The following is a 19,798-nucleotide window of genomic DNA, read 5'->3' on the forward strand; positions in this document are numbered from 1 at the left end:
CGCCAAGCAGGCCTCGCACAACCCCTCCTGGGTCGGCACCACCCAGATCTTCACCCACCTCGCCGACGAACCCACCCCGGTCAGCATGCGACCGGTGTTCCTGTCCGGAAACCTCGTCGGCACCCTCATCTCCTTCGGCGCCACCGAAGGCGAACAGCTCCCGCACGCCGACAGCGGCGGCGGCACCGGCCACCAGCAAGGCAGAACTCCCCGGATCGTGGCGACCCGGGAGAACCGCATGGTGCTGCTGCGCCGGCCCGAGGTCTCCTTCGCCGAGTCCGAGGGCAACGACGTGTGGCTGTCCACCGACCAGGGCCGCCTCCGCGCGGCGACGCCGGCGCTCGACAAGCTCGAACGGGAGCTGGGCGAGACCGGATTCCTCCGGGTGCACCGGCAGTACGTGGTCAACCTCGGCCGGATCCGGGAGGTCGAGCGCGGGTTCAAGGGCGAGCTGGCCCTGGTGATGGACGACGAGGCGAGCACGATGGTCCCGGTCTCGCGGCGCAACGCCGCGGCGGTGCGCCGGGCCCTGGGCATCTGAGGGTGCCTTGAGACGCTGGGAGGAGCTTCCATGCCCGAGAATCCCGATGCCGTGGCGATCATCCGCAACTACGACCAGAGCGTCCGGCGGCCGACCGAGCGCGTCCGCGACCACCCGGCCGCCGGCGGCGACAACCGCGACTGGTGGCCGCGCCGCCTCGACCTCCGGATCCTGGCCAAGCACCACCCCGCGAGGAATCCGCTGGGCGAGGACTTCGACTACGCCGCCGAGTTCAGCAGGCTCGATCTCGACGAGCTGGCGCGCGACGTCGACGAGGTGCTGACGACCTCGCAGGAGTGGTGGCCCGCCGACTTCGGGCACTACGGGCCGCTGGTGCTGCGGATGGCCTGGCACAACGCGGGCACCTACCGCGTCGGCGACGGGCGCGGGGGCGCGGCTGCCGGGATGCAGCGCTTCGCGCCGACCAGCAGCTGGCCGGACAACCGCAACCTGGACAAGGCGCGCCGGTTGCTGTGGCCGGTCAAGCAGAAGTACGGCCGCAGCATCTCCTGGGCCGATCTGATGGTGTTCGCGGGCAACCGGGCGCTGGAGACGATGGGTTTCCGCACCCTGGGCTTCGCGGGCGGCCGGGCCGACGTCTTCGAGCCGGACGACGACGTCTACTGGGGCCCGGAGCGGACCTGGCTCGGCGACGAGCGGCACACCGGCGTCCGGGACCTCGAGGAGCCCCTGGCGGCGGACGAGATGGGGCTGATCTACGTCGATCCGCAGGGCCCGGCCACGCTGCCCGACCCGGTCAACTCGGCTCGCGACATCCGGACCACCTTCCGGCGCATGGGGATGAACGACGAGGAGACGGTCGCGCTGATCGTCGGCGGGCACACCTTCGGCAAGACCCACGGTGCCGCGGACGTCAGCAGCCTCGGCGCCGATCCCGAGGGCGCTCCGCTGGAGGAGCAGGGCCTGGGCTGGCGCAACCGCCACGGGACCGGCACGGGCCCGGACGCCGTGTCCAGCGGCCTCGAGGGGATCTGGACGCCCACCCCCACCCGGTGGGACAACTCCTTCCTGGAGACGCTGTTCGCCTACGAGTGGGACGTGGTGCTCAGCCCCGCGGGGCTGTGGCAGTGGGTGCCGCGGGACGGCGCGGGGGAGGGTTCGGTGCCCGACCCGCACGATCCGGACGCGCGCCGGACGCCGACGATGCTGACCACCGATCTCGCGCTGCAGGCCGACCCCGCGTACGCGCAGATCGCCCGGCGCTTCCTGGAGAACCCCGACCAGCTCGCCGACGCGTTCGCGCACGCCTGGTTCAAGCTGACCCACATCGACATGGGACCGGTCGAGCGCTACCGGGGCCCCCTGGTGCCCGCCGAGCGGATGCTCTGGCAGGACCCGGTCCCCGAGGTCGATCACGAGCTCGTCGGCCCGGCCGGCGTGGCCGAGCTCAAGAGCCGCCTCCTCGACTCGGGGCTGTCGATCCCGGAGCTGGTGTTCACCGCGTGGGCGGCGGCTTCGACGTACCGCGACAGCGACAAGCGCGGCGGGGCCAACGGCGGGCGCATCCGGCTGGCACCGCAGCGCGACTGGCCGGTCAACGATCCGGCGGTGCTCGTCACGGCGCTCGACGTCCTCGACGAGATCCGCGAGCGGTTCAACGCCGAGCACCAGCAGTCGATCTCGATGGCCGATCTCGTCGTGCTCGGCGGGTGCGCCGCGGTGGAGCGCGCCGCGGCGCTGGCGGGTCACGACATCGAGGTTCCGTTCACCCCGGGGCGCACCGACGCGACCCAGGAGTGGACCGACGCGGAGTCGTTCGCAGCGCTCGAACCCCGCGCGGACGGGTTCCGCAACCACCTGGGCGAGGGCGGTCGGTTGCCTGCCGAGCACCTGCTGGTCGACCGGGCGAACCTGCTGACGCTCAGCGCACCCGAGATGACGGTGCTGGTCGGCGGGCTGCGCGCGCTGGACGCGAACGTCGGGCGGTCCCGGCTCGGCGTGCTGACCGAGAACCCCGGCGTGCTGACCAACGACTTCTTCACCAACCTGCTCGACATGAACACCGAATGGGTAGCGAGCTCGCCCGACCGCGCACCGCGCGGCACCTTCGAAGGGCGCGATCGCGAAACCGGGGAGGTGCGGTGGACCGCGAGCCGGGTGGATCTCGTGTTCGGCTCGCATTCCGAGCTGCGCGCCCTGTCCGAGTTCTACGCCTCCGAACCGGAGGCGTTCGCGCGCGATTTCGCGGCCGCTTGGGAGAAGGTGATGAACCTGGACCGGTTCGACCTGAGCTGACCGCCTGCTCGTTCGCGCGATTCCCGCGGAACGAATGCGCCCGGCGATCGGGATCGGTCGACCGGTGCTTTTCGCGGGAAGCGCGGTGCGGGTATCTCCGCGCCCTCGGATCGGATTCGAATCCGATTCCCCGGATGATCCGCGTCCCGGCAATTGCCGCCGTTCGCCGGAAGCGGTGCGATTCGTCCGTCCAGTCCGGCGTCCGGGTGGGTCCATGGCGCGGCGCCGATCCCGGATCGGCGCCGCGCTTTCCGCGGAAGTCACCCGTTTTCCAGCGGGTTTGCTCCACTCGGGCGTTTTCGAGCGGGCGTGGAGCGGTCGGCGCAGGCGCGCCGTGCCAGGTCAGGGCGGTTGGGCGGTAGCCAATTCTCTGCGAGCGGTACGGCTGGCCCGGTTAGCGGTTCGCCCTTCCGGTGCCGCTGGAACCGACGTAAAGTTACTAGCATCACAGGTTGATCGATCGGTAATCGGAACTGGCGGCAAGAATGCTCGAACCGCCGATTGCCGCACGAGTCCGAGCCTGTGGGAGGGAATCGAAATCCGGCGCGCGGAGAACGACTTCCGCGGCTGGTGTTCCGTCTCCTTCTGCTCGATGATCACGGCAGCTGTCGGCAGCTTCTGCGCGTTCGCGCGCGGGCCGGCTCCTTCCAGTTGAGCGGAAGCGTCTGAGGAGGCATCGATCAAGGGAAGACGAGCGTCCGAACTCGCGGCGCACCCATTCGTGAGCAGCCCAGACCGAGCGACCCGGACAGGGATTCGAAAAACGGGAGGTGAAGTCCGATGACGACGACTCAGGAGCGCGAAGACCTGCTGAGCGAACTCGGCTTGGACGCGCAGAACAGCGCGGCGATCGGTCGAGTCCTCGGGACCGGCAGCATCGCGCGGGCCACCGAGCGGCCCGACGGCACGATGGAGGCGACCATCCGGATCAAGGAGGACGAGATCGCCTGGGATCCCGCGATCCTGGTCCTGCCGCACGGTGGTGACGTCGAGCTGACGATCATCAACGACGACAAGAACACGCACGCCTGCTTGCTGCCGAGCAACGGCGACAAGAAGTTCATCTGGCTGCTGAACCACTCGAAGGGCAGGGCCAAGCTCAACCTCGATGGACCCGGCTACTACTGGTACAGCTCGCCCGGCGGCAACGACGAGGGACGCGGGCTGACCGCCGCCATCGTCGTGCTCGGAGAGGTACCGCCGGAAGCCCGTCTCGACCGCCCCGACCAGCCGCGCCAGTAGAAGGGAACGAACTGATGACAGTCGAATACGTGGATGCCGGCGAGGCGATCGACCACGGTGCGCTCAGCGCTGTCTCCGGTAGCGCCCCCGCGGTGACGGACAACATCGACTACGACCGCATCCGCAACGCGCGCTCGGAATCGCACAACTGGATCACCTACTACGGCGACTACGACGGCAAGCGGTACAGCCTGCTGGACCAGATCCACACCGGGAACGTCAAGCGCATGGGACCGGCCTGGATCTTCCAGGCGGGCACCTCCGGCCAGATCGCGGGCGCTTCGACCTACGCGTTCGAGACCTGCCCCATGGTCGTCGACGGGGTCATGTACGTCACCGGCTGGGACGGCTGGTTCTGGGCCCTGGACGCCAAGACCGGCGAGCAGCTCTGGCGCTACAAGCACGCGGTTCCGTTCGACGTCTCGCTGTGCTGCGGGAACGTCAACCGGGGCTGCGCGGTGGCCAACGGCAAGGTCTACTTCGTGACGCCCAACGCCCACCTGCTCGCGCTCGACGCGGCCACCGGCAAGAAGGTCTGGGAGAAGACCATCGGTGACGTGCGCGCTGGTGAGAGCGCCTCGCTGGCCCCGCTGGTCGTCAAGGACACGGTCATCACCGGCAGCGCGGGCGGCGAGTTCGGCGTGCGCGGGCACATCGACTGCTGGGACCTGGAGACCGGGGAGCAGCGCTGGCGCTGCTACACCGTCCCCAAGCCGGGCGAGCCGGGCTCCGAGACCTGGCCGGCCGACGGCGAGAGCTGGGCCCGCGGCGGCGCCAACCACTGGGTCACCGGTACCTACGACCCGGAGACCAACCTGTACTACGCGGGCACCGGCAACCCGGCACCCGACTTCGACGGCGCGGTCCGCGAGGGCGACAACCTCTACACCGACAGCGTCGTCGCGGTCGACGTGGACACCGGCCAGATCAAGTGGCACTACCAGTTCACGCCGCACGACCTGTGGGACTACGACTCCACCATGGAGATGACCCTGTTCGAGCGGGACGGCAAGAAGCTGCTCGGCCACTTCGACAAGAACGGGTACTTCTTCGTGCTGGACCGCACCAACGGCGAGCTGCAGCACGTCACGCCCTACGTGGACCGGATCGACTGGGGAACCATCACCCGCGACGGAAAGGTGACCCCCAGGAAGTACCCGGACAAGGAGGGCGAGCCGGTCCACTTCTACCCCGGCCCGGCCGGGGCGAAGGAGTGGACGCACGCGGCCTACAGCCCGCGCACGGAGATGTTCTACGTGCCGGTCGCCGACGTGGGTGCCACCGCGACCCGGCGGCGTCGCGAGTTCAAGGAGGGCATGCCGTACTGGGGTGCGGCGGTCCAGGTGGACATCGACGACATGGCCGGTTCGGTCAGCGCCTTCGACACCCACGGCGTGGAGAAGTGGCGCTGGCGCAACCAGCACCCGATGGCCGCCTCGGTGCTCGTCACCGCGGGGGACGTGGTGTTCGCGGGAACCCCGACGGGCGAGTTCCTCGCGCTCGACGCCCGCACCGGCGAGGAGCTGTGGAAGTTCCAGTGCGGTAGCGGCCACCACGGCAGCCCGATGACCTACATGGTCGACGGCAAGCAGTACGTCGCCGTGCCGGTCGGCTGGGGCGGCTGGCTGGAGGGCATCATCCCCGGCATGCTCGGCGCCGGCCACGGCAGCGCGCTGATCGTCTTCGCGCTGCCGGACTGACCGGGGAGCCGAACAACCGGCCGCGTCGCGGACGACGACGCGGCGGCGTGAAGCCCGGAGACCTCCGGTCGGGTGACGAGCGCACGACGCCCGTTCCACCCGGCCGGAGGTCTCCCGCACTGATCAGCACTCCTACCCCGCGGGCCCGGCATCTTCGATGGCGGAGGCGTTAATCACCCGCTCGCAGCGCCTTCTCATCTGGCGAGGCCCGGGCGGCGGACCGCGGACGACGAGCGTCGGGTCCGGCCGCCAGAACCTGAGGAACACCGCGGAAACACCGTTGATCGGGCAGGTCCGGGCGCGCCCCGGGGCGGAGCCGAACGACCGAGTGGCTTCCGAGAACAATGCTACGGGAGGATGCATTGGGGTCGACGCGACGTGTTGTCGGGATCAAGGGGGACCGGCAGGTCCTGTTTGACATCGCCGAGGTGATCGTGGCCGAGGCTGTCGGAAGGGCCGTTTGGCTGAAGACCGACCTCGGGCGCTTCCGGTGCGCGACGGACGGGATAGACAACATCGACGACAAGTACGCCGAGTGCGGGTTCGTGCGCGTTCACCGCAGCTACTTGGTGAACCTGAACCGGGTCCGCGAGGTGTCCCGGAAGGACGGGGGCGAGCTGGAGCTCACCGTCGAGAACTACGGCGGCGTGGTCCCGGTGTCCCGCCGGCGGGCCAAGTTCGTCACGGAGGCGCTGGGGCTCTGAGCCCAGCAGGCACCGATCCGAGCCCCGGTCGCCCACCGCGCCGCGGCTCGGATCGGGCTGCGCGCGCCCGCCCGGTGGTGGCGTGCGCTCGCCGGGCCGGCGGGTGGACCTCACCGCCGCAGCGGGGCGGAGGCCCCCGTGGACGCCTTGGCCTTGTCCAGCACCTGCAAGGCCGTGGCCTGCGCGACGTCGGCGACCGCGGGGTCGCGTTCGAGCAGGGCGGTCGTGGTCGCGCCTTCCATCAGCTGGGCGATCTGGCTCGCGACGAAGTTCGCGTTCGGCAGTTCGCACTCCTCCACCAGCTTGACCACCCATGCGCGCATGGCGTTCTTGTGCTCGCGCACCGCGTTTCGCACCGGTGGCGAGGTGTCGGCGAGCTCGACGGTCGCGTTGACGAAGGCGCAACCGCGGAACGACGGCATGGCGAACCACTCGCGGAGCGAGTCGAAGACCGAGAGGAGCCGCTCCGCGGGCGACGAGGACCAGTCGACCTGCCCGCTCAAGCGCGCGCGATGGCAGTCGTCGAGGTGTTCCAGGCACGCGACGATGAGGTCGGTCTTGGTCGGGAAGTGCTTGTACAGCGTCATCTTGGCCACGCCGATCTCGCTGACGAGCGTGTCCACCCCCAAACCGGTGCCGCGCTCGTACATCAATCGCGAGGCTTCCTCGACGATGAGATCGCGTTTGGTCTCAGCACGCTCCGCTGGTGTCACGAAAAGCACCCCTGATCGGAGTTGGAGCTGCATTTCTGATGATCCGCTTCAGAATAGCCGCGGGGTGGTTCCGGCGCAATGGTCGCGATCTCGGCCCGCGCCCGATGATCCTGAAACTCGGCTTGTTTCGCGTCCGCGGTCGGCATCGCGGTCTCGGGGGAGCGGATCCGTCCGGTCGATCCTGAGAACCGTTCGTGCTCCGCCGGTATCGCTTCGTGCCGAACTCGTTGACCAGACGTACCGATCCGTGCAGCCTGGAAACTCGGCATGCGTCCTAGCTGTGGATGAGAACCGCAGGGCAGGGGCACGTGGAACGGTCAACCTCGGGGCGCGGTGACCCGACCTGATCGGCCGGTTTCGCGGTCGGCGGTCGGCTCCGCCGAGAGGTGATCGGCCCCGGAATCGGTCGCAACAATCTTCGCTCGATCGCTCGCAAGTCCGAAATCGCGAACCGGTCAACCGGCCGCAATGCAGCACGCTAGGAGGCGTAACGACAAATGGCTACCTTGGCTGAAGTCGCCCACGCGCTCGTTTCCGACCGGCGAGGCATTCTCGCCGCCGACGAGAGCATCGGGACGATGTCCGCTCGACTGGAAGGCGTCGGAGTGGAACCGACCGACGAGAATCGGCGCGCTTATCGGGAACTGATCGTCACGACCCCCGATCTCGTCGATTCGGTCAGCGGCATCATCCTGGCCGACGACACCCTCCGCCAGAGGCTGTCGAACGGGCGCACCTTTCCCGAAGCGCTCGCGGACATCGGGATCCTCGCGGGAATCAAGGTCGACACCGGGGCCAAGCCGCTGGCGGGGGCCTCCGAGGAGAAGGTGACCGAAGGGCTCGACGGCCTGCGCGAGCGCGTCGCCGAGTACGTGCGCCTCGGGGCGACCTTCGCGAAGTGGCGCGCGGTGCTCACCATCGGCGGCGGTCGGCCGAGCGAGCGCTCGGTGCGCGCGAACGCGCACGCGCTGGCGCGGTACGCCGGGCTCTGCCAGGAAGGAGGCCTGGTGCCCATCGTGGAGCCCGAGGTGCTGATGGACGGCGCCCACTCGATCGCGCAGTGCCAGCAGGTGACCAGAGCGGTGCTGCGGTCGTTGTTCGACGAGCTCGCGCTGATGAAGGTCGATCTCGACGGGATCATCCTCAAGCCGAACATGGTGGTGGCCGGGAAGGACTGCCCGGAGCAGCCCGCGGTGGACGAGGTCGCGCAGACCACGGTGGACACGCTGCGCGAGACCGTGCCGCCGTCGGTGCCGGGCATCGCCTTCCTCTCGGGCGGGCAGAGCCCCGAGCTGGCGACCCGGCACCTCGGCGCGATGCAGAACTGCGGTGAGCTTCCCTGGGAGCTCACCTACTCGTTCGGCCGAGCGCTGGTCGGCCCGGCCCTGGAGACGTGGTGGGGCGACGAGGGCAACTGGCGGGCCGCCCAGCGGGCGCTCTCCGTGCGCGCCGTCGCCAACGCCGCGGCCCGCTGAGGAGGCGGCCCGCAGCAGGAGCCCGGTCGGATCGGCCGCGCGGCCGATCCGACCGGTCGACGGGCGAAGCGCCGCCGAGTCGGAGGGGGTGGCAGCGGGCGCTCGGGCTCGACGGACAATCGGGCCGGCGCGGAAGGCGCCGACGAGGTCGAAGCGCGAGGGGGCTGGAGACGTGGTGGACGCTCCGCTGATCACCATCGAGGAGCCGGGGTCGTTCGGGTGGCGGGTGTTCCACGAGCGCCATCCGGCGATGGTCGAGCAGCTCTGCGCGGCGCACCCCTTCGGCCCTGATGTGCGCGAGCGGCTCGACGCGCTGCTGCGGGAGACGACCGCGGGCGTCGTCGAACCGCTCGACGACGACGCGCCGGATCACGACCGCTGGGAGGCCTGGACGGCCGAGCGGATCGGCAGGCCGTGGGCCGAGTCGTCGTTCCTGTGGGCCGAGAGCTACTTCTTCCGCAAGCTGCTCGCGGCGACCGGGTACTTCGCGCGGGGTCCGTGGCGCGGCGTCGACCCGTTCGCGCCGATGAAGCGCGCGGAGCTGGCGAACCCCTCGACCGCGGAGACCCTCGGGGCCCTCGACGGCCTCGCGGGGCTGTCCCCCGCGGACCGGGACGCGGCCGTCGTCCTGGCCGCGGTGTGGGGGAACCGCGCCGACCTGGCCTTCCAGCTCTCGGCGGGCGCGGATGTCGCGCGCGCGGGCCTGATCGCGGGGTCGGGGGAGGAGTTCTGGTCGCTGTTCGAGTCCTCCGGCCAGGTCCACCTCGTAGCGGACAACGCCGCCGGCGAGCTCGCGGCGGACCTGGTGCTCGTCGACCGGCTGCTGGCGACCGGGCGCGCCGACCAGGTCGTCCTGCACGTCAAGCCGGACCCGTACTACGTCTCCGACGCCACGCCGAACGACGTGCTGGAGGTCTTGGGCCACCTGGTGGGCCTGCCCGGGGAGGCGGGCGAAGTCGGCCGCCGCGTCCGGGACGCGTTGCGATCCGGCGAGATCGAGGTGCGCGCGCACCCGTTCTTCTGCGCGCCGATGGACTTCAGCGCGATGCCCGAGGACTTGCGCGGCCAGTTCTCCTCGGCTGCCGTCACGATCTTCAAGGGCGACCTCAACTACCGCAGGCTCGTCGGCGACCGGCACTGGCCGGCGACCCTGGCCTTCGATGACGCGGTCTCGCACTTCCCGGGCCCGCTGGCCGCGCTCCGCGTGTTGAAGTCGGAGGTCGTCGTCGGGCTCGACCGCGGCACCGCGTCGGCGCTCGACGCCTCCGGCGAGCCCTGGCGAACCGAGGGCTCCCGCGCGCTGATCCAGACCGGCCCGGGCTCCTGACGCGCCGCGGGGGAGCGTCGCGCAGGTGGTCGGCTCGGTGTGCCGGTCGCTGATCGAGATGGCGTCGCGCCGGGCCGGGGTCTGATCGATCGCCTTCGGCCCGAACCGAAAGCGGTCGCCAGCGCTCCGCTCGTGTGCCTGGCTCCGGATTTCGGGCGGGTGAGCAGCGGGGCGACTGGTGCGACCAAATCAATCCTTGACTTGCACCGAGGTCGACCTGAAGATGGCTGCCAACGTTGACTGTTAACACTCAACAGTCAACCCTCGATCGAGGAGGATCGCGATGGCCGGGCCGGCGCGGCGCAAGCCACTTGACCTGGGACTTCCAGCTGAGCTGGAGGTCCGGGCCGGGCGTGCCCTCGGTGCGGCCGAGGTCGCCCGCCCTGGCAGGCCGGAGGTGAGCGGCACCGGCCGCGCCCCCGGCGGCATCATCGGGGTCCTCCCCTCCGTCGAGAGCCCCGCCGGGCCGGTGCGATGCGCGCATCGGAAGCGCTCGGCGGTGCGCGTCGTCGCGCGGGGCGAAGCCGACACCGGCTGAGTCCCCTCGGGCGTCCCCGCCTCGCGAAGCTCCGCGACGACGCCTCGGCACCCTCGGAGTCCAGCGGCCGGGCTCGCGGTCTCGGACCGCACCCCGTCCTCAGCCACCTCAACGATGCGGAACCCACATGGCTCAATCGCTCATCCTGATGCACACGGCGATCACCGTCGTCGGGATCGTCCTGCTGATCATCGCCGCGCGAATAAACCCGGTGATCGTGCTGGTGCTGGGCTCGCTGTACCTCGGGCTGGCGACCGGTCTCGGGTTCGACCGGACGGCCGAGGCGGTGACCGAGGGCTTCGGCGACCTCATGGCCGAGGTCGGTCTGATCATCGGCTTCGGGATCCTGCTGGGGGCGCTGCTGTCGGCCACCGGGACGTTGCAGCGGATCGTGGAGCTGTTCCTGCGCGCCTTCGGCGGCAAGCGGGCTCCGTACGCGTTGGGCCTGTCCGCCGGTGTGGTGTTCCCGTCGATCTACTTCGACGTGGCCCTGGTGATGATGGCGCCGATCGCCCGCTCGGTCGCGGCCCGCACCGGGTTGGGCGTCGCCGCGGTCGGCGGGGCGCTCGCGATCGGCCTCGAGGTCGGGCTGCTGCTCGTGCTGCCGGGCTCGGCCGCGGTCGCGGTGAGCGGATCGTTCGGCGTCTCGCCGGGTCTGATGGTGCTCAACGGCCTGATCATCGGCGTGCTGGCCATCGTGATCAGCGTCTTCCTGCACGGGAAGCTGGTGGGGCGCACGTGGAACCCGGCCAAGGACGAAGCGCTCGGCGAGAGCGGAGCGCAGGACATCACCGTCAACGGTGACGCGACCCCGAAGCGGAACCTGCCGCTGCCGGTGCTCGTGCTGCCGGTGCTGGTCCCGCTGCTGCTGATCGTGGCCGGCACGGTCAGCGAGACCGCCGGGTTGGAGCTGGGCTGGATCGGGTTCCTCGCCGAGCCCGTCGTGGCGCTGCTGGTCGGGCTGCTGCTCGGCTGCGCGATCACGGTGTACATGTTCGACCGCGACGCCGTGGAGCGCGCGCTGACCAGGGGTGCCTCGACCAGCGGCACGATCCTGCTGTTCACCGGCGTGGCCGGGTCCCTCGGCGAGGTCATCAGCCGGACCGGTGTCGGCGACATCGTGGCCGGGATGTTCACCGCGAGCAGCGCGTCCCCGCTGCTGCTGGCGTGGCTGGTCGCCGCGCTGCTGCGGCTGGCGCAGGGATCCGGGTCGGTGGCCGCGATCACGGCGGCGACGCTGCTGGTGCCGATCATGGGTCAGCTGGGCGCGTCGGCGGTGCTGGTGGCGATGGCCGCGGGTGCGGGTGCGGCCTTCGGCGGGCACGTCAGCGACAACTCGTTCTGGATGTTCCGAAGCCTGCTCGGGTTGTCGACCCGCGGCACGTTCCAGGTCTACACCGTCGCCCAGTCGATCCTGTCGGTCGTGACGCTCGCGCTCGTGCTGGGTGCCAGCGCTTTCGCCTGAGCGCCCGCGCACCGGGAGCCCAGCTGTTCGCGAGCGCGCCGTTGCCGCGCGGAGGTGTTCGAGATCGCCGCGCGGCAAGGCATTCGCCCGCTGCTTGCCACCGAGGACGAGTCGAGGAGGGGCAGTGATGGATGAGGTGGCGGCCGAGCGGTCGGTCGCGTTCATCGGATTGGGAGCCATCGGCCTGCCGATGGCGCAGCGCCTCGTCGGCGCCGGGTACCCGAGCACCGGCGTCGAGGTGTCACCGGAGGCGATCGAGCGGGCCGCCGCGGCCGGGGTGCCCGCGGTGCGATCCCTGGCCGAGGTGCCGACCGCGTCGATCGTCGTGGTCATGGTCGCTTCGCCGGTGCAGCTGGACGAGCTCGTGACCGAGGCCCTGGCCGGTTCGGTGGAAGGGCAGCGCTGGGTCGTGATGAGCACCGTCGGGCCCGAAGCGGTCCGCGAGCAGGGCTCGCGGCTCGCCGAAGCCGGCGCGACCGTCGTGGATTGTCCCGTCACCGGAGGCGTTGCCGGGGCGACCACCGGCGAGCTGACCCTGTTCGCCGCGGGCGGGGCCGATGCCGTCGAGGCGCTGCGCGAGGTGCTGGAGCACTTCGGCGCGCTGCGGCAGGTCGGCGAACGCCTCGGCGACGGGCAGGCGATCAAGCTGGTCAACCAGCACCTCTGCGCGGTGCACATCGTCGCCGCCGCCGAGGCGCTCGCGCTGGCCGACCGCCTCCAGCTGGATCCCGCGACCGTGCTGCCGCTGGTCGAACGGGGTGCCGCGGGTTCCTGGATGCTCTCCGACCGGGGTCCGCGCATGCTGCGGGGCACCGAGGTGGACGTCACCAGCGCGATCGGGATCTTCGTGAAGGACTCGGGACTCGTGGCGGACGCCGCCGGCCGCTCGGGAGCGCACGTCCCGCTGCTCGACGTCGCCCGCGAGCGCTACCGCCAGGCCGCGGAGGCCGGTCTGCTCGCCCGCGACGACTCGCGGGTGATCGAGACCTACCTCGCCGAATGATCGCCGCGGCTGCGAGGGCTTCGGCGGCGAGGCGCGCGTGCGGCGCGCGGATCACCCCGGGCGGGTCAGGTCGCGCAGGAACAGCCCGGCGGTGGGTTTCGGCGCGAACCACGTCGATTTCGGCGGCATCAGCAGACCGGCGTCCGAGACCTCCATGATCTGCTCGATGCTCGGCGGGTGGACGTCGAACAGCACGGCCTCGCCGGAGGGGTGCCTGCAGTGCTCCGCCGAGCCGTTGCCGCACGTGATCGGCGTGATCCCGAGCTCGGGCAGCACTTGCTCGTCGAGGGCGACCACGTCCAGCGACTCGCGCCCGCTGGCGCCCGCGGGCCGCAGGCCCAGCCGGTAGCACTCGTCGGCGAAGCGCACCACGACGACCCCAGGCTCCGGGATCGCCTGCGCGCACCGCTCCCACCACGCGGTCGCGGGCAGCGACAGCAGCGCTTCGAGCACCGAGGCCGCGGCGCGGCCGGACGCGGGCAGGCAGCGGTGGTAGCCGAACACGCGCATCTCGTCGGCGGGGAACAGCGCGGCGAGCGTGAACGCGGCCGGGTGGCGCGCGCCGAGGTGGTGCCGCCGCGCGGCGTAGTGCTCGGCCGCGGCCATCCGGTGGTGGCCGTCGGCGATGTAGAGGGCGTCCAGCCCGGTCAGCCCGAGCTCGACCGTCCGCGCCAGCCAGGGGTCGTGCCCGACCCACGCGGTGTGCCGGGTGCCGTCCCCGGAGGTGAGGTCCACGTCGGGCTCGGCGGAGGTGATGCGCCCGGTCGCCGACCGCAGCGCCTCGCTGGGCGCGTGGGCGAGCGTCACCGGCATCTGCTCGATGCCGGAGAGCTCGGTGAACTCGTCGAGCAGCCGCTCCCGCTCGGGCTGCGTCGCCTCGTGCCGCCGGACGCGCCCGGCCCGGTAGTCGTCGACCGCCACCTCCACGACGACGCCCGACTGCGCGTGATCCCCTTCCTCGATGCGGTAGACCACGACGGCCGGTTCGGGCAGCAGCGGGTACCGGCCCGAGTCGAACGACTCCCTGATGCGCGCCGCGTCGCCGGGGCTCTCCCCCCACCGGCGGTCCAGGACCAGGCCGCGCGGCAGGCGCGCGGTCACCCCGGCCGGGGCCTCGGTCGGCGGGGTGCTCACGGCGTCTCGCCGATCGGCAGGGACGACGCGAACTCGCGCGTCGTCTCCGGGTTGACGCAGTGCAGCACGGTGCCCGCGGCGAACTCGTCGATCATGCGCACGACCTCGGTGGCCACGGCGTCCTGCGCCTGCTCGGTCGACGCGCCGATGTGGTGGGTGCCGTAGACGTTGGGATGCGCGGCCAGGCGCGACTCGATGGTTCCGGTGCCGGACCCGGGCTCGTCGGCGAAGACGTCGATGCCGGCGCGCACGTCCTTGGCGTCCATCGCCTCGATCAGCGCGTCCTCGTCGACCAGGTCGGCGCGCGCGGTGTTGAGCAGGATCGTGCCGGGGCCGACCTGCGCCAGCAGGTCGCGGTCCACGAGGCGCCGGGTGGTGTCGGCGGCGGGCACGTGCAGCGACAGCACGTCGCAGGTGCGCGCGAGCTCGTCGAGGTCGTCGACGAAGGTGATCCCGATGGCCCTGGCGCGTTCCAGCGTCTCGTCGTCGCGGCCCGGCTTGGCCACGGCGTGCACGCGCGTGCCGAAGGCCGCGGCCCGCTCGGCGAACGCGAGGCCGATCCGGCCCAGGCCGATGACCCCGACGTCGCGGCCGAACAGCCCGCGCGCCCGGGAGTAGCGCTTCTTGTCCCACCGCCCGGCGCGCAGGTCGGCGACGTTGTCGGCGATGTTGCGGTCGATGGCCAGCAGCAGCGCGAAGGCCAGCTCGGCGACGGCGATCGCGTTGCGCCCCGGGACGTTGCAGACGTGGACGCCCAGCCGGGAAGCGGTCTCCCGGTCGATGGTGTTGGTTCCCGAACCGGCCCGGATCACCAGGCGCAGGGCGTCGGCGGCCTGCAGCGCCTCGGCGGTGACGCGGGTGCTGCGAACGACCAGCACCTCGCACCCGGCGAGCCGGGCGGGCAGCTGGTCCGCGGTCGTGTCCGGCTCGTAGGCGCACTCGTGCGCCTCGGCGAGCCGGTTGCGGTGCTCCTCGGGAAAGGCGTCGGCGACCAGAACCCTCATCGGTCCCTCCAGCTTCGTGCGGGACACCTCGAACCGGGTCGGACGAACCAGTGTCGGGGGCGCCGCCCGCTGGCGCACCCCGCAACCCGGCAGCAGCGCGCCGCACGGGGTGTTGTTGCTCATCGCGCACCCGATTGCTTATGGCGCAATGGTGGGGCCCACCTTCCGAACGCGTCAACACCCCCGTTCGGGGCCTCGGCCACATCGCGCCGGGCTGCTGCGGAGGCCCGGTGAAGTGGGTGGATAGGCTCGCCGCATGCCCATGTCAGTACGTCTTGCCACCGAGGAGGACCGGCCCGCGGTCCTCGCGCTGCTGCGGTCCGCGCACGAGGACGCGGTGCCCGAGGAGGAGCGCGGGGAGAAGGGGTTCGTCCAGGGCGAGTGGGACGAGGAGGCGCTCGCGGCCGTCGCGAGCGGCCCCGGCATCTTCCTGGCCGAGGAGAAGGACGAGCTCGCCGGCGTGGTCGTGACCGCGGACGACGGGGACGCGGCCGGGCTGCCCGCCGCGGTTCGCCGCACCGCCGAGTCGACCAGGAGGTTGGAAGGGCCGGTCCTGCTCTACGGGCCCGTCGTGGTCGCCCCGAAGTTCCGGGGCCGCGGAGCGGTCCGCTTCCTGCTCTCCGGCATGGCACTGATGCTCGGCGAGCGCTACCCCAGCGCCGCTCTCGTCGTCGAGGACGCCAACCAGCGCGCGATCAAGGTCCACCGCGCGCTGGGCATGAAGAAGCACACCCGGTTCACCCTCGACGACCGCGCCTACACCGTCTTCGTCTTCGCCCCGAAGGACTTCCTCCCCAAGCGGGCCAAGTAGCGGCCGCGCCGCCTCCGACGGGCATCGCCGACGGGTCGGACGCGGCGCAGCCGGTCTCGTCCGCCGGTTTCGCGGTGTTGTTCGATCCGAGCAGCGCCCACTCCCCGCGTGGCCGAGGTGGGGAAGGAGCGCACGGCGTGGCGCCTAGGGGCTGTTCAGGGATGCGGCGGAGCCGCTGCTTCAGGTGTGGGACGCGGTCCGCACCGCCGCTGGAGGTTCTGCCACCCGCACCGCCGAGCAAAGCAATTCCCGAACAACTCCTAGACCAGGCCGAGCTCGGAGACCGCCTGCCACGCGAGTTCCGCCTGGCGCAGCTCGGCCTCGGCGCGATCACCGGCCGCGTAGTCGTCATCGCCCATGACCCCGGCCTGGTACCGCGCTCGCACGCCCGCGCCGATGCAGCAGGACCGCCAGCGCTGGAACGCCACGTAGAGCGGGAGGTCCGAGACGTCCCGGCCGGTGAACTCCACGTACCGGTCGACGAGCTCCCCGCGGGTCGGGAAGCCGCCTTCGGCGGTGGGGCCGGGCGTGACCGGCGGGTGCTCGTCGCCGGGTTCCTCCCACGCGGCGATGAGCCAGCCGAGGTCGGCCAGCGGCTCGCCGAGGGTGGCCAGCTCCCAGTCGAAGACCGCCAGGACTTCGCCGTCGGGGCCGAACGAGAGGTTCCCGGGGCGGAAATCGCCGTGCACGATGCCGGTCGTCTGCTCGGGCAGGTTGGCCGCGAGCGCGTCGTGGATCGCGTCGAGCAGGTCGAGGTCGGGGGCCCCGGAGGCGTGCACCTGCTTCCGCCAGCGGCTCAGCTGCCGCTGCAGGTACCCGCCGCGCCGGGCCGCGTCGCCGAGCCCGACGGAGTCCGGGTCGACGTTGTGCAGCGCCGCCATGCGCTCCGCGGTCGCCATGCCCGCGCGGTGCCGGGCCGACCGGGAGAACGGGGCCGCCGAGTCGGCGTCGGCGAGCACCGCGCCGCCGACGAACCCCATCACGTAGAACGGCGCACCGGTGACCTCGGCGTCCGCGCAGTAGGCCAGCGGTTCGGGAACCGGGACGTCGGTGCCGTGCAGCGCCGAGATGAACCGCCACTCGCGGCTCATGTCGTGCGCGGTGCTGAGCACTCCGCCCGTGGGCGGCCGCCGCAGGGCGCGCACGGCGCCGTCGGAGTCGGTGACCCGGTAGGTCAGGTTGGAGCGCCCACCGGAGATCGGGGAGAACTCCACGGGCGGGCGCAGCCCCGGCACGTTCTCGGCCAGCCAGCGCGTCGTCCGCTCGTGGTCGATGCCGCGCGGTCCCACCGAGCTCACCCCCGCTCGCCGAGCTGCTCGCGGAGCCGGCGCTTGACGACCTTGCCGGTCGGGGTGCGCGGCAGCGGGTCGTGGTGCACCACCACGCGCGCCGGGACCTTGAACGGCGCCAGCCGCTGCGCGACGTGCGCGCGGAGCTCCTCGGCGGTGGCCGGTGCTCCCAGGTTCACCACGGCGGCGACCTCCTCGCCCAGGCCGGGGTGCGGCAGGCCGAGCACGGCGACGTCGTCGACGGCCGGGTGCTCGTGCAGCACGGCTTCGACCTCGGCGCAGTAGACGTTCTCGCCGCCGCGGATCACGACGTCCTTGAGCCGGTCGACCACGTAGACCCGGTCGCGATCGGTGTACCCGAGGTCGCCGGTGCGGAACCACCCGCGGCTGAACGCCTCCGCGGTGGCCTCGGGCAGATTCCAGTACCCCCGCACGACTTGCGGGCCGCGGAACCAGAGCTCGCCGACCTCGCCGTCGCCGAGGTCGGAGCCGGTGGCCGGGTCCACGACCCGGATCTCCGCGCCCGGTACCAGCCTGCCGACGCTGTCGGGGTTCTGCTGGTACTCCTCGCCCGCGTTGGCGACCACCGTCGAGGTGGTCTCGGTCAGCCCGTAGCCCGCCGAGGTGGTGCTGCCCAGGCCACCGATGCGCCGGACCAGATCGGGCGGGACGGGGGCGCCGCCCGTGCTCACCCCGTCCAGGCCGCGCACCGCGTCGCCGTGCTCGACGAGGTCGCGCATCATCGCGGGCACCCCGGCGGCGCTGGTCAGCCCGTGCTCGGCGATGAGCTTCGCGGCCAGCTCGCGGTCCCACCGGTACATCGTGGCCAGCTTCGCCCCGGCGAGGGTGGCGAAGCACAGCACCGCGATCCCGGCGATGTGGAACAGCGGGAAGCCCAGCAGCGCACCCGGCCGCGGTGCGCCCGGATCGGGCTCCGGAAGCGCGCCCCCGTTGCCGATCGCGGTCTCCACGCGGCGGTTGACGACGGTGTTGAGCAGGTTGGTGACGTGGTTGCGGTGCGTCGCCACGGCGCCCTTGGGACGGCCCGTGGTGCCGGAGGTGTAGAGGATCGTGGCGTCGTCGTCGGGATCGACGGCGACCTCGGGCGGCCGGGTGTCGGCGGGGAGGCTCGCCACCAGCTCCGCCCAGGCGCGCACGCCGGGGCCGGGCCTCCCGCCGCGCACCTCGATCACCGGGACCTCGCGGTCGAGGAGCGCGGCGCGTTCGGCATCGGCGAAGACGACCTCCGCGCCGCTGTCGGTCATGCCGTGGCGCAGCTCGCCCGCGGTCCACCATGCGTTGAGGGGGACCGCGACGAGCCCGGCGACCTGGATCGCCCAGAAGATCGGCACCCACTCCGGGTAGTTGCGCATCGCGATGGCCACCCGGTCACCAGCGGCCAGCCCGTACTCCTCGCGCAGGGCCCTGGCCAGGCCGATGACGATCCGGTGGTGCTCGGCGAAGGTGCAGCGCTGGTCCTCGTAGATCAGGAAGTCCTGGTCCCCGTGCGCCGCGCTCGCCAGCGCCACCTCCCGCAGGGTCCGCAGGGGTTTCGCGTAGACCCGCATCGGGACGCCGCGCACTTCGGCGTCGATCATCTCGAACTCGCCGCCGGGGCCGATGAACTCGCCCAGCACGCGCTCCCGCAGATCGTCGGGCACCGCCGCCTCCCTCAGCTCCTCGATCGTGTCCTGCCTCCGCTCAGCGGTCCTCCGGGCGCTGCCTCGCAGGCCGGAGCGCTCACTCGACCACCCACTCACCGGTGAACTCCGGTTCGGTCTTGTTCGCGAAAGCCCGGAAGGCCGCCGGGGCGTCGGCGGTGGCGAAGTTGACGCTCTGCGCCCGGGCCTCGGACTCCAGGGCCTCGCGGAAGGTCTGCTGCCCGGCGGCGTTGAGCATCTCCTTGCTCTGCGCGATCGCCACCGGCGGCCCGGCCGCGAGTTCGCCCGCGAGCTCGTCGACGAAGGAGTCCAGCTCGCCGTCCTCCTTCACCCAGGTCACCAGGCCGAGGTCGTGGGCCTCCGCGGCTCCGATGACCTCGCCGAGCAGCGCGAGGCGCTTGGCCTGCTGCAGGCCGACGATGCGGGGCAGCAGCCAGGAACCGCCGAAGTCCAGGGACAACCCGCGCTTGGCGAAGATCTGCGAGAACCTGGCCTCCGGCGCGGCGACCACCAGGTCGCAGCCCAGCGCGAGGTTCCAGCCCGCGCCCACGGCGACGCCGCGCACCTTGGCGATCACCGGCTTGGACATCTCGTGCAGCGCCGTGGCGACGTCGTTGACCCGGTGCATCCGGGGCAGCGGATGCCCGGAGCGCCCCGCGGACAGGTCGGCGCCCGCGCAGAAATCACCGCCCGCGCCGGTCAGCACCACCGCGCGCACGTCCTCGTCGAGCTCCGCGCCGCGAATCGCCTCCCGCAGCGCGCTCCAGGTCGGGACGTCGATCGCGTTCTTGCGGTCGGGCCGGTTGAGCGTCACGGTCAGCACCGGGCCTTCCCGCCGCACCAGAACGGTCTCGCTGCCCACTGCGGTCCACGTCCTCTCATCTTCGAAAGGCACATCGGCGGGAAGATCCACCGGGTGTGATCGTTCGTCAAGC

Annotated in this window: 17 protein-coding genes; 11 read left to right on the plus strand and 6 right to left on the minus strand. The window is 71.7% G+C overall.

What is annotated here, in order from left to right:
• The 5 genes from ACFQRI_RS00005 to ACFQRI_RS00025 all read left to right on the plus strand — a co-directional run.
• On the plus strand, positions 1–541 hold a 541-nt coding region (locus ACFQRI_RS00005; protein ID WP_380662606.1), incomplete at its 5' end, for a LytTR family DNA-binding domain-containing protein.
• A 30-nt stretch (positions 542–571) separates the two neighbouring features.
• Positions 572–2,797 (plus strand): catalase/peroxidase HPI, encoded by a 2,226-nt coding sequence (gene katG, locus ACFQRI_RS00010; RefSeq protein ID WP_380662608.1) that lies wholly within the window; start codon positions 572–574, stop codon positions 2,795–2,797.
• Positions 2,798–3,577: 780 nt separating this feature from the next.
• Complete coding sequence (locus tag ACFQRI_RS00015) at positions 3,578–4,039, plus strand: MSMEG_3727 family PQQ-associated protein (protein ID WP_380662610.1); 462 nt, start codon at positions 3,578–3,580, stop codon at positions 4,037–4,039.
• A 14-nt stretch (positions 4,040–4,053) separates the two neighbouring features.
• Entirely contained in the window at positions 4,054–5,739 is a 1,686-nt protein-coding gene (locus tag ACFQRI_RS00020) for a PQQ-dependent dehydrogenase, methanol/ethanol family (RefSeq protein ID WP_380662612.1), read from the plus strand.
• A gap of 362 nt (positions 5,740–6,101) precedes the next feature.
• Positions 6,102–6,443 carry a LytTR family DNA-binding domain-containing protein gene (locus tag ACFQRI_RS00025; RefSeq protein WP_380662614.1) on the plus strand — a complete coding sequence of 114 codons (342 nt, stop codon included), beginning with the start codon at positions 6,102–6,104 and terminating at the stop codon, positions 6,441–6,443.
• Between the two features lie 110 nt (positions 6,444–6,553).
• Here ACFQRI_RS00025 and ACFQRI_RS00030 read toward each other — a convergent pair whose 3' ends face one another.
• The gene (locus ACFQRI_RS00030) at positions 6,554–7,189 is read right to left on the minus strand and encodes a TetR/AcrR family transcriptional regulator (protein WP_380662616.1); all 636 of its coding nucleotides are present in this window, start codon (positions 7,187–7,189) and stop codon (positions 6,554–6,556) included.
• Between the two features lie 464 nt (positions 7,190–7,653).
• On the opposite strand from ACFQRI_RS00030, the gene ACFQRI_RS00035 reads away from it, so the two are divergent.
• The 5 genes from ACFQRI_RS00035 to ACFQRI_RS00055 all read left to right on the plus strand — a co-directional run bounded on the left by ACFQRI_RS00035 (position 7,654) and on the right by ACFQRI_RS00055 (position 12,964).
• Complete coding sequence (locus tag ACFQRI_RS00035; protein WP_380662618.1) at positions 7,654–8,631, plus strand: class I fructose-bisphosphate aldolase; 978 nt, start codon at positions 7,654–7,656, stop codon at positions 8,629–8,631.
• A 175-nt stretch (positions 8,632–8,806) separates the two neighbouring features.
• On the plus strand, positions 8,807–9,958 hold the full coding sequence (locus ACFQRI_RS00040; RefSeq protein WP_380662620.1) for a damage-control phosphatase ARMT1 family protein: 1,152 nt from the start codon (positions 8,807–8,809) through the stop codon (positions 9,956–9,958).
• Positions 9,959–10,241: 283 nt separating this feature from the next.
• Positions 10,242–10,496 carry a hypothetical protein gene (locus ACFQRI_RS00045; protein WP_380662622.1) on the plus strand — a complete coding sequence of 85 codons (255 nt, stop codon included), beginning with the start codon at positions 10,242–10,244 and terminating at the stop codon, positions 10,494–10,496.
• A gap of 127 nt (positions 10,497–10,623) precedes the next feature.
• Positions 10,624–11,961, plus strand: coding sequence for a GntP family permease (locus tag ACFQRI_RS00050; protein WP_380662624.1), 1,338 nt, complete (start codon positions 10,624–10,626; stop codon positions 11,959–11,961).
• 127 nt (positions 11,962–12,088) lie between these two features.
• Positions 12,089–12,964 carry an NAD(P)-dependent oxidoreductase gene (locus ACFQRI_RS00055; protein WP_380662626.1) on the plus strand — a complete coding sequence of 292 codons (876 nt, stop codon included), beginning with the start codon at positions 12,089–12,091 and terminating at the stop codon, positions 12,962–12,964.
• Between the two features lie 51 nt (positions 12,965–13,015).
• Here the strand turns inward: ACFQRI_RS00055 and ACFQRI_RS00060 are convergent, their stop codons facing one another.
• Together ACFQRI_RS00060 and ACFQRI_RS00065 are read right to left on the minus strand one after the other, a co-directional pair.
• On the minus strand, positions 13,016–14,098 hold the full coding sequence (locus tag ACFQRI_RS00060) for a DUF1015 family protein (RefSeq protein ID WP_380662628.1): 1,083 nt from the start codon (positions 14,096–14,098) through the stop codon (positions 13,016–13,018).
• Positions 14,095–15,102 carry an NAD(P)-dependent oxidoreductase gene (locus ACFQRI_RS00065; RefSeq protein WP_380662630.1) on the minus strand — a complete coding sequence of 336 codons (1,008 nt, stop codon included), beginning with the start codon at positions 15,100–15,102 and terminating at the stop codon, positions 14,095–14,097. The genes ACFQRI_RS00060 and ACFQRI_RS00065 overlap by 4 nt, the downstream gene beginning before the upstream one ends.
• Positions 15,103–15,358: 256 nt before the next feature.
• Between ACFQRI_RS00065 and ACFQRI_RS00070 the strand changes: the two genes are divergently transcribed.
• Positions 15,359–15,913 carry a GNAT family N-acetyltransferase gene (locus ACFQRI_RS00070; RefSeq protein WP_380662632.1) on the plus strand — a complete coding sequence of 185 codons (555 nt, stop codon included), beginning with the start codon at positions 15,359–15,361 and terminating at the stop codon, positions 15,911–15,913.
• A gap of 260 nt (positions 15,914–16,173) precedes the next feature.
• On the opposite strand, the gene ACFQRI_RS00075 is transcribed toward ACFQRI_RS00070, so the two are convergent.
• From ACFQRI_RS00075 to ACFQRI_RS00085, 3 genes are all read right to left on the minus strand, one after another.
• Positions 16,174–17,211 (minus strand): phosphotransferase family protein, encoded by a 1,038-nt coding sequence (locus tag ACFQRI_RS00075; protein WP_380662634.1) that lies wholly within the window; start codon positions 17,209–17,211, stop codon positions 16,174–16,176.
• Positions 17,208–18,863 carry a class I adenylate-forming enzyme family protein gene (locus ACFQRI_RS00080; protein WP_380662636.1) on the minus strand — a complete coding sequence of 552 codons (1,656 nt, stop codon included), beginning with the start codon at positions 18,861–18,863 and terminating at the stop codon, positions 17,208–17,210. The genes ACFQRI_RS00075 and ACFQRI_RS00080 overlap by 4 nt, the downstream gene beginning before the upstream one ends.
• A 79-nt stretch (positions 18,864–18,942) precedes the next feature.
• Positions 18,943–19,725, minus strand: a complete 783-nt coding sequence (locus ACFQRI_RS00085) for an enoyl-CoA hydratase/isomerase family protein (RefSeq protein WP_380662638.1) — start codon at positions 19,723–19,725, stop codon at positions 18,943–18,945.
• Positions 19,726–19,798 lie beyond the last annotated feature (73 nt).

Source organism: Saccharopolyspora griseoalba, assembly GCF_042665275.1.
Taxonomy (GTDB): domain Bacteria; phylum Actinomycetota; class Actinomycetes; order Mycobacteriales; family Pseudonocardiaceae; genus Saccharopolyspora; species Saccharopolyspora griseoalba.

Coding starts and splice junctions, on each gene's coding strand:
- katG (WP_380662608.1), top strand. CDS start 572: ATGCCCGAGAATCCCGATGCCGTGGCGATCATCCGCAACTACGACCAG.
- ACFQRI_RS00015 (WP_380662610.1), top strand. CDS start 3,578: ATGACGACGACTCAGGAGCGCGAAGACCTGCTGAGCGAACTCGGCTTG.
- ACFQRI_RS00020 (WP_380662612.1), top strand. CDS start 4,054: ATGACAGTCGAATACGTGGATGCCGGCGAGGCGATCGACCACGGTGCG.
- ACFQRI_RS00030 (WP_380662616.1), bottom strand. CDS start 7,189: ATGCAGCTCCAACTCCGATCAGGGGTGCTTTTCGTGACACCAGCGGAG.
- ACFQRI_RS00035 (WP_380662618.1), top strand. CDS start 7,654: ATGGCTACCTTGGCTGAAGTCGCCCACGCGCTCGTTTCCGACCGGCGA.
- ACFQRI_RS00045 (WP_380662622.1), top strand. CDS start 10,242: ATGGCCGGGCCGGCGCGGCGCAAGCCACTTGACCTGGGACTTCCAGCT.
- ACFQRI_RS00050 (WP_380662624.1), top strand. CDS start 10,624: ATGGCTCAATCGCTCATCCTGATGCACACGGCGATCACCGTCGTCGGG.
- ACFQRI_RS00055 (WP_380662626.1), top strand. CDS start 12,089: ATGGATGAGGTGGCGGCCGAGCGGTCGGTCGCGTTCATCGGATTGGGA.
- ACFQRI_RS00065 (WP_380662630.1), bottom strand. CDS start 15,102: ATGAGGGTTCTGGTCGCCGACGCCTTTCCCGAGGAGCACCGCAACCGG.
- ACFQRI_RS00070 (WP_380662632.1), top strand. CDS start 15,359: ATGCCCATGTCAGTACGTCTTGCCACCGAGGAGGACCGGCCCGCGGTC.